11 protein-coding genes are annotated in these 9,458 nt (G+C 34.3%); 1 reads left to right on the forward strand and 10 read right to left on the reverse strand.

Annotated elements, in window-relative coordinates:
- Positions 1-175: 175 nt before the first annotated feature.
- The 10 genes from thiW to ACSULM_RS07905 all read right to left on the reverse strand — a co-directional run bounded on the left by thiW (position 176) and on the right by ACSULM_RS07905 (position 8,707).
- Entirely contained in the window at positions 176-664 is a 489-nt protein-coding gene (thiW, locus tag ACSULM_RS07860) for an energy coupling factor transporter S component ThiW (protein WP_436861904.1), read from the reverse strand.
- A gap of 36 nt (positions 665-700) precedes the next feature.
- Positions 701-1,051: a RicAFT regulatory complex protein RicA family protein gene (locus ACSULM_RS07865; RefSeq protein WP_436861906.1), complete on the reverse strand. Its 351-nt coding sequence runs from the start codon at positions 1,049-1,051 to the stop codon at positions 701-703.
- Positions 1,051-2,592 (reverse strand): tRNA (N6-isopentenyl adenosine(37)-C2)-methylthiotransferase MiaB, encoded by a 1,542-nt coding sequence (gene miaB, locus ACSULM_RS07870; RefSeq protein ID WP_436861907.1) that lies wholly within the window; start codon positions 2,590-2,592, stop codon positions 1,051-1,053. The genes ACSULM_RS07865 and miaB overlap by 1 nt, the downstream gene beginning before the upstream one ends.
- 260 nt (positions 2,593-2,852) lie before the next feature.
- Positions 2,853-3,149: a thiamine-binding protein gene (locus ACSULM_RS07875; RefSeq protein WP_436861909.1), complete on the reverse strand. Its 297-nt coding sequence runs from the start codon at positions 3,147-3,149 to the stop codon at positions 2,853-2,855.
- A gap of 58 nt (positions 3,150-3,207) precedes the next feature.
- Complete coding sequence (locus ACSULM_RS07880; protein WP_436861910.1) at positions 3,208-3,591, reverse strand: RrF2 family transcriptional regulator; 384 nt, start codon at positions 3,589-3,591, stop codon at positions 3,208-3,210.
- A 68-nt stretch (positions 3,592-3,659) separates the two neighbouring features.
- Positions 3,660-4,283, reverse strand: a complete 624-nt coding sequence (locus ACSULM_RS07885) for a poly-gamma-glutamate hydrolase family protein (protein ID WP_436861912.1) — start codon at positions 4,281-4,283, stop codon at positions 3,660-3,662.
- A gap of 102 nt (positions 4,284-4,385) precedes the next feature.
- Positions 4,386-5,054, reverse strand: coding sequence for a poly-gamma-glutamate hydrolase family protein (locus ACSULM_RS07890; protein ID WP_436861913.1), 669 nt, complete (start codon positions 5,052-5,054; stop codon positions 4,386-4,388).
- 118 nt (positions 5,055-5,172) lie between these two features.
- Complete coding sequence (locus tag ACSULM_RS07895) at positions 5,173-6,039, reverse strand: 2-oxoacid:ferredoxin oxidoreductase subunit beta (protein ID WP_436861915.1); 867 nt, start codon at positions 6,037-6,039, stop codon at positions 5,173-5,175.
- A complete protein-coding gene (locus tag ACSULM_RS07900) occupies positions 6,040-7,803 on the reverse strand; it encodes a 2-oxoacid:acceptor oxidoreductase subunit alpha (protein ID WP_436861917.1) in 1,764 nt (587 codons plus the stop codon).
- A 115-nt stretch (positions 7,804-7,918) separates the two neighbouring features.
- Complete coding sequence (locus tag ACSULM_RS07905; protein WP_436861919.1) at positions 7,919-8,707, reverse strand: TIGR00282 family metallophosphoesterase; 789 nt, start codon at positions 8,705-8,707, stop codon at positions 7,919-7,921.
- Positions 8,708-8,871: 164 nt separating this feature from the next.
- Here ACSULM_RS07905 and ACSULM_RS07910 point away from each other — a divergent pair, with 164 nt between their 5' ends.
- Entirely contained in the window at positions 8,872-9,087 is a 216-nt protein-coding gene (locus tag ACSULM_RS07910) for a hypothetical protein (protein WP_436853729.1), read from the forward strand.
- Positions 9,088-9,458: the final 371 nt, after the last annotated feature.

Genomic DNA, 9,458 nt, shown 5'->3' on the forward strand with positions numbered 1-9,458 from the left:
TCAATTACTGTTGCTTAGAAACTCGAAGTGCATACAACCATTAACAATAAAAAATGAGATTAGGTCATGTAAAATTTAAAGTTCAGTGACAGCTGTCTTCATTAACTATTTTAGTTAACTACTTAAAGTCACATTATCCTTTAAACTATATGTCCCAATCTCATTTCAGAAAGTTTTATAAATAACGTTTTAAAATGCCTTTTCGTTTCAATACCATCAAAATTATGTAACTTATGATTGCACCAATTACACTTGATACAATAAACGCCGTCATCAATGGTTTAATTGCTAGATTTGATAATCCTAAAATCCAAGCTAACGGCACACACATGATACTACCTATAATACCAGTACCAATGACTTCACCCACTGCAGCCATAAATAAATGTTTTCTATAATAATAGAAACCACTTGCAAGCAGCACACCTATCATACTTCCAGGAAAGGCGAAGAAACTTCCAGTACCAAAAATCATACGCAAAATTGATGAAATAAATGCTTGAGCCAAACCAAACCATGGACCTACAAATACTGCGCACATCACATTAATCAGATGTTGAATCGGCGCTGCTTTTATTGGTCCTAATGGTATTACAATAATACTACTCAATTCAACATTTAGTGCAATAAATATTGCTGTTAAAGTTAACTTTTTAGTTTTCATAGTGTTCATCTCCTTTCCTTAAGTACTGAACATCATTTAATCTTGATGATTATTTAACTTATCAGACATCGTATGAATCATCATTTGCAATAAATCATTCGCTTCAGCTTGGGAAGCTCTAAATTCGTCTACAATTGGCAACACATTGATATCTTGTTCAATGTGTTGTATTTTATCTTCTGATGCTTGTAACGCATGTGTTTTTCCATAATTTTGTAAATTTACGGATTGCTTTTGATTTTTTTTCAATTCTTTCATACGTTGTTCCAGATGCTTATTATCATGAATTTGCGATTCTACTTGATGATAATCTTTAACAGTATCTAAAGTTTTAATGCGTGCACTTAACCGCTCTGCTTCAGCTAATATTTCGTCACTTTCATACATTATTGCGTCACCATCTTTTGTTCTGACGCGCGTAAAAATGTCCCATTAAGTGAATATTGCTTCGCTTCATCAACTTGTACATCTACAATTTTTCCTATCATTGCTTTTGGTGCTTTAAAATTCACTAATTTATTTTTAGCAGTATAACCAGCTAAAACAGTATCGTCTTTTTTACTTGTACCTTCACATAAGACCTGAATTACTTGGCCTTCATATTGTTGCATCGCACGTTCTGAGTAATACGACACTTTTTTATTCAACTGTTGTAGTCGTTCTTTTTTTACATCTAAAGGTACATTGTCTTTCATTTTAGCAGCTGGTGTGCCATCTCTTTGTGAATAAATATATGTGTAGGCATGTTCAAATTCCACTTCGTCATAAAGTGAAAGTGTTTCTTGGAACTGTTCATCCGTTTCGTTCGGATATCCTACGATAATATCTGTTGTCAATGCAACATTTGGAATTTTAGCTTTAATACGCGCAACTAAATCCAAATAGCTTTCTCTCGTATATTTACGCCCCATGATTTTCAATACAGCATTATTTCCAGATTGTACTGGCAAGTGAATATGTGGCACGATATTGCCACCTTTAGCGATGACATCAATCATTCTATCTGTGAAATCCCATGGATGACTCGTCGTAAATCTGACACGGGGGATATCGATACATGATATATCTTCTAGTAAATCACCTAAACCATAATCCAAACCTTCGATATCTTTACCATATGAGTTCACATTTTGGCCTAATAAAGTAATTTCTTGGTAACCTTGACGTGCTAAATCTCGAACTTCTTCAATGATATCTTCCGGACGTCTACTACGCTCTTTACCTCTTGTAAATGGAACGATACAGTACGTACAGAATTTATCACAACCATACATAATATTTACCCACGCTTTAATATTACCTTCTCTAACCTTAGGTAAGTTTTCAATAACATCGCCTTCTTTAGACCATACTTCCACTACCATTGCTTTCGACAAGTAAGCTTCTTCTAAAATTTCAGGTAAACGATGTATATTATGCGTACCAAATATCATATCTACATTTTGATAAGATTTTAATATTTTATTAACAACGGACTCTTCTTGCGACATACATCCACAAACACCAATGACCGTTTCTGGCTTTTCTTTTTTCAAATGCTTCAAATTCCCAATTTCACTAAACACTTTATTTTCAGCATTTTCACGAATTGCGCAAGTATTAATTAGAATCACATCTGCTTGATTCATTTCTTCTGTTGGTGTATAGCCTAAAGCTCCTAAAATACCTGCCATGACTTCTGTATCATGTGCATTCATTTGGCAACCATATGTCTTGATGAGGAATGTCTTGCCTTGTCCCATATTTCTGTATTTTTCATCTATTTGAAAATCACGATTGTAGTTGATTTCTTCTTTCCCACGTTTACGTGCTTCTTTCAGACTTGGCGGCTGATAAACATGTTCAAAATATTTACTATAATCTTTTGTTTTTTTATCTCGTTCGGCTAAAACATCTATAGAAGTACGCTTTCTTTGTTCTTCATTCACTTTACAAAATCCTTTCTATATCATAACAACTTAGAACACGTATGTTTATATCGCGTATCATCTGCTGATAACCTTATCGTTCAAAGTTCTATAACTTTATCCATAATCATTACTACATTATATTAAATTTATGTACAAAGTGCAAAAAGTCTTAAATAAAAAACGACGCTTATACATCAAACAGAAACTGTTCAACTGTAAAGCGCCCTTTTATATTAAAATATCTTCACTTATCATTTTTGCACGATTTGTCACAAGTATTACTGTGCGTCGTATTTTCCAGTCAATGTTTCGATCGTGATGCCTTCTGGCACATGATAGAATTTAACTTGACTTATAATGCTTGGAATCTCAAGTTCAACCATACGATCGTTTAATTTCTGAATTAAGATCAAACATTCATTCATTTCACCTTGAACTGTTGTTTCAAGCGCACCTACTCTGTAAGCCATTCCTGATTCGTCGATAATTTTAATCGCCTCATCAACATATGGAATTACATCTTCACCATTAGGCGTTTTAGGTATAATTTGAATACTCATCAATGTATCATTCATATTGCCCCAACTCCTTTATTTAGTCCTGTAAATATTTTACCAAAATAAGCATTAATCTTTATGACAAATCTTTTAAAGTTTTTTGGCGTAATGTATTAATTAGCGCCTGCTCCGCTTCATCCATGACTAATTTTATAGGACATTGCTTATCATGTTTAAAACTATCTTCTAGTAACTTTTGATTGCCTTCTATCGTTGTTATCACTTCATAAAATGAATAATTTTGCCAACCTCTTTTCAACTGATAGCCACCTTTAGCACCACTATTTGCGCTAATTATGCCTACTTTAGCAAGACGAGTCAGAATCTTTGATAAATACGTTGTTGAAATATTGAGTGCTGAAGCGAGTGATTGTACAGGGATTTTTTTGGAATCTCCATCATTGTTAATCATATATAATAATACATGTAATGCATAATCCGTAGCTTTAGAATATTTCATACGTCATCAACTTTCTATTGTAGATATTATGAATCTATAATAGCGTAACATTGTCATTTTATCAAACATTATTTAACGTTCTGGATGGCATTAACCATCGCATCAGTAAAGTCATCCATGAACTGACTGCGATTCGATTCATCTTCACGACTCTTTTTATTATATTTGTGATTTTCAAAACACATTTTTCTCAATTCAGCAGTTAATTCTAACTGAACACCTTCACCTGTTTGACAACAATTAATGATATTGTCATCATGCGCGCCTGAAATGTGTTCTGGTGCTTGATCGACCTTAATACCTAATTCTTCAAATTGGGTAGTCATTTCTTGAATAAGCTGTTGATCTTTGCCACCAATATATACAATTGGTGCTTCTCCTACGCAACCATGTATAGCGACTGCTTTACTTTTCGGCTTTATCATTTCCATTAATTTCGGTTCGTCATAATGACGTGAAGTTACATGAAGTTCCTCGTTGTCTTTAGATTTCATACCTTTAAAAGTAAAATAATCAAACTGACCTTTTTGCGCAGTCCAATCTGCAAGCTCGGTTGTACCCGGTTCAATACCACCACCATGAATTGCTGTGATTATGACGTCACCTTCCAAATCTCTTGATTCAATTTCCCAATCCTCGTTTTCAGTTGTTTGTGCTTCTAACTCTGTCATTGATTTATATTTATCTGCCATACATAAGCTCCTTTCAAAGGGAATATACTATATACATCATATTCCCTTTGAAAAAGACGACTAACTTAAGATTATGTAAAGATTGTATAATATATTATTTCTTTACCCCTCATTTATTAGCTCATGTAATGCTGTATTAATTGCCGATGTAAACTCAAACATAAACTGCGACCAATTCTCTCGATTTTCTCTATCATGTAAGTTGTATTTATTATTTTTGAAGCATTTTTTCCTGAGCGCAACCGTCAATTCTAATTGAACACCTTGCAGTCTTGTACCTTCATTTACAAAGTTATCTGCATGCATACCCGAAATATGAGCTGGTGCTGGTTTTACAGTAACTCCGATTGCTTCAAGATGCTGTTGTATCCTTTTCGCAAGTGCTAAATCTTTCCCACCTATATAGACCTCTGCTTGGTTACCCATACATCCATGAAAAGAAATAATATATGCATGCCGTTTGACCATTGATTTTAGATTTGGTTCATCAAAATGTCTAGAGGTTACATGCAATTCATTATTTTTATTCTTTCTTGTTCCTTTAAAAGTATAGAAACTTAAACCGTCATATTCGCTGGTTAATTGCGCAATTTCTGAAGTACCACGTTCGATTGCACCACCGTGAACTGCTGTAACAAGTGCAGTTGTTTGGTTATCTTGTGAAATTATTTCCCAATCTTTGCTGGGAAGTGTTTGAGCTATAAGCGCTGTCATTGAGCGATAGTGGTCGACCAAGGTGATATCCTCCAATTTTTTAAATAGTAGCTTCATACTGAAAGCCCTTGTTAAAGTAAAAAGCTGTTACATTATCGATTATAATGATACGGCGATGGTGCCTTATCAGTCAATAATGTAACAGCTTTAAATATCAATAGTTTATAAATCAGAATTACACAAATTGTTTCGTTAATGCTTCAAATTGTGCTTCGTCGATATGAATATCTTGTTTTGCTAATGGTGTACCATTCATTTCATCAATTTGTGATTCAAACGATGGTGTTTCTGTATCTTGATAGACAATACCTTTAATCAATGAGTTATACTCTAATACTTTTTGAGTTGCTTTTTGTTTGTCTGCAACGTCATAATCCTCTATATCTTCAATACTTGTTAAGTTTTCTTTAAACCAATCATACGTGTTTACTTTATTGTATGTGACACATGGTGAGAATACATTAACGAACGAGAAACCATCATGGTTAATTGCATCTTCAATCATTTTCGTTAAGCCTTTAATATCACTTGAGAATCCTTGTGCTACAAACGTCGCACCTGAAGACAATGCCAATTCTAATGGCGCAACATTTTGTTCGATATTACCTTTTGGTGTTGATTTAGTCACAAATCCTTGTGCCGAAGATGGAGATGTTTGACCTTTAGTTAGACCGTAAATTTGGTTGTCCATAACAATGTAGGTCATATTCATATTTCGACGTAATGCGTGTATCGTATGCCCCATACCTATAGCATAACCATCGCCGTCACCACCAGAAGCAATAACAGTTAAATCTTTATTCGCCATTTTAACGCCTTGTGCTAGAGGTAATGAACGACCATGTATACCATGGACACCATAAGAGTTAACATAACCTGACAAGCGGCCTGAGCATCCGATTCCTGTTATGATTGCCACTTCTTCTGGCTCTAAACCAACGTTTGCTGCTGCTTTTTGAATAGCCGCTTGTACTGAGAAGTCTCCACAACCTGGACACCAGTTAGGTTTAACATTATTTCTAAAATCTTTAAATGTTGCCATTTACACCAACTCCTTTAATGCTTTTGCAATTTCAATACCTTTAGTTTCAATCTCGTGTGGTAAAAATGGTGTACCATCATATTTAGTTTGTTTCACTAATTTATCACCCAAGTTGACATTCATTTTTATAATACTCGCAAGTTGCCCCTGATAATTATGTTCCACGACAACTACCTTGGATGCATTATCTACAGCTTGTTGAATCGTTTCGCTTGGGAACGGATGTAATTGTCTAATCTGTAAATGATTCACTTTCACACCTTGCGATTCCAATCTAGATTTACCTTCTTGAATTGCACCTTTAGTTGAAATAAATCCAAGATATAAAATATCTGCTGATTCATGAGTTACATCTGCTTCCACAGGATCCTGAATCAATAGGTGTTCTGTTTTACGCATACGTTTATCCATTTGCTGCTGTCTATTATTTGCAACCTCACTTGGTTTACCTTCTTCGTTATGCTCGACACCTGTGACATGATGTATGCCACCTTTTACACCTGGAATAGGTCTTGGTGAAATACCACTATCCGTTAAAGCATAACGTTTAAAGTATGCTTTATCGTCTTCTTCACGTTCAATATCTGATTGAATCATTTCACCACGATTGATTTCTATTTTACGGTAGTCCAACTGATCAACAGTTTGTTTTCCTAATGATAATTGTAAATCGCTTAATATAATCACTGGACATTGATATATTTCTGCCAAATTAAAAGCTTCCATCGTTAAATAGAATGCATCCTCTGCATCTGTTGGTGCAACGACAATTTTAGGAATATCACCATGTGTACCATAAATCATTTGCATTAAATCTGATTGTTCTTGTTTTGTTGGTAAACCTGTTGATGGTCCACCACGTTGAGTGTTTATAACAACAAATGGCGTTTCAGTCATTCCAGATAAACCAATTGCTTCCATCATTAGTGACAAACCTGGACCCGCACTCGCAGTAAATGCACGTACACCAGCGTAATTCGAACCAATCGCCATATTTGCAGCAGCTATCTCATCTTCAGTTTGTACAACAGTACCGCCGACCTTAGGCAGGTTTTCAATCATATATTCCATGATTTCAGATGCTGGCGTTATTGGGTAAGCTGCCATAAAACGTGAACCTGCAGATAATGCACCTAAACCAATCGCATCATTACCAATCATATATAATAGATGTGGTGTTCCATCTGTCTCTTCTAAAACAAAGTCACTATCGACAGAATCAAGTTGTGCCTTCATTAAACGATAACCTTCGTTCAATGCTTCTATATTTAAACTCACAACTTTTTCGCCTTTTTTAGTAAACATATTTGTAATTAATGTCTCAAAATCAGATATTTCAAGATCCATCACGGCACACGTTGCACCAATTGCCACCATGTTTTTCATAAGTGCAGTGCCTAGTTCTTTAGCAGTTGCAGTAAATGGTAAGTCTATTAACTGTGCACGACAATTTTCAGGTTTTTCTGGTTTCGCTTTACTATCAGCAATAATAACGCTATCTTCACGCATTTCATGATGATTAAGCTCTATTGTTTCTTGATCGAACGCGATTAAAATATCTAAATCATCGCTTATTGCATGTACAGGCGTTGTAGAAACTCTTATTTTGTTGTTTGTATGTCCGCCCATGATTCTACTTGAAAAATGACGATATCCATATAAATAATATCCTTTACGATTCATAGCAGTAGCAAAGATTTCACCTGTAGACTCTATACCTTCACCTTGTTGTCCGCCCACTTTCCATGATACTTGTGATTTCATATCATCTTGCCTCCTAGTGGTTATAATAATTCATTATTCATCATATCAAAATAAACCACTCTATTACTATGTAAAGAGTGGTAGTTTTTTAAATTCATACTAATGGACGATACTTCTAAAATGGGTGATCATCATTAATTAAAACACGTTCAATATGTGTTGTTTTACCTTCTTTGTAAATATCGATTATAACACCCGATAACACGCTACGTCCTTCATCTGGTACTACATGTCGTTGTGGCAAACTCGTAATAAATCGTGTAATCACTTCATTTCTATTTATGCCTAAAATACCATCATAAAATCCTGTCATACCTACATCGGTGATATAACCAGTACCGCCAGGCAATATTCGTTCATCTGATGTTTGAATATGTGTATGTGTGCCTACAACAGCACTTACTCTACCATCTAAATACCAGCCCATTGCATTTTTTTCTGAAGTCGTTTCTGCGTGAAAATCCACAAATATATAATCTGTCTCTTTTTGTGCCTCTTCAATTAAAGCATCTGCTTTTTTAAAAGGGTCATCGATATCTTGCATAAAAGCACGACCCTGTAAATTAATAATAGCTAATTTCGCCTCATTTATTTGAATAAAACGCATACCTACACCTGGCGCTTCTTCTGGAAAGTTCGCCGGACGCACCATACGATTTGCAGAATCTATAAAATCATAAATTTGACGTTGTCCGTATGTATGGTTCCCCATAGTCATAAAGTCTACGCCTTCTCTTAATAAATCTTTATATATTTTTTCAGTTAATCCTTTACCATGTGCAGCATTTTCTGCATTTACAATAGTAACCGTTGGGCGATATGTTTGTTTCAGTCTTGATAAATATGTAGTTATTGCCTCTCGACCTACTTTACCTACAATATCACCGATAAAAAGTAATCTCATTGATATGTTCATCCTCTCATAGTCTTAGTTTAATGCAATTCAATAAGGTTGAAAAGGCTCTTGGTTAAATTTTATTAAATCAACAAAGTTTTAAATATATTATTAGTGGTATAAATAATAATAGAAATGTAATAATCCAAAAATATAGGAGTTGGAAAGAATACATGTCAATTAATATTGATCCACAACATTTTGCTGACTTAGTTGTTACAGCAAACCCATCAAAAAGTGAAGATCCAGAAGATATCGCTAAAGAAAGTTTAGAATTGTATATCAATGCTTATCGTTTGGCTGAAAGATATGCAAATATCTCAACAAATTGTTATGACACAGCTGAAATTATTAAAGAAGTAAAACAAGCTGATTTAGAACTTACTTAAAACTTTAGCTATAAAAAATGAAGTTCATAATTTTTTTAATATTATATATTTAAAGCGTTACTATTTCGTAAGTGATGTATAGTCACGTTTATGCAAAACTTTAGTTTTTGCATACTTTTAATAGTTATTCTTGCCGGAGCGAGACACCGAAATCTTTTTACAAAAATTAGATTTCTGTCTCGCTCTTTTTTTGTTGTTATGCGTGTTGGTAATATCAATTCCATATATAAGTATGATTTTCAGTTCACTTTATCATTAATCTGGTTTTACAATTACTATTTTTATATGATGAATTGTCAATTTAACTGCAACAGACTTACAGTGAAAATTTCATAAGGTGTACACCAATTAAGACACTTTCTTGGTCGATG

Source organism: Staphylococcus caeli (assembly GCF_051413795.1).
Lineage (GTDB): Bacteria > Bacillota > Bacilli > Staphylococcales > Staphylococcaceae > Staphylococcus > Staphylococcus caeli_A.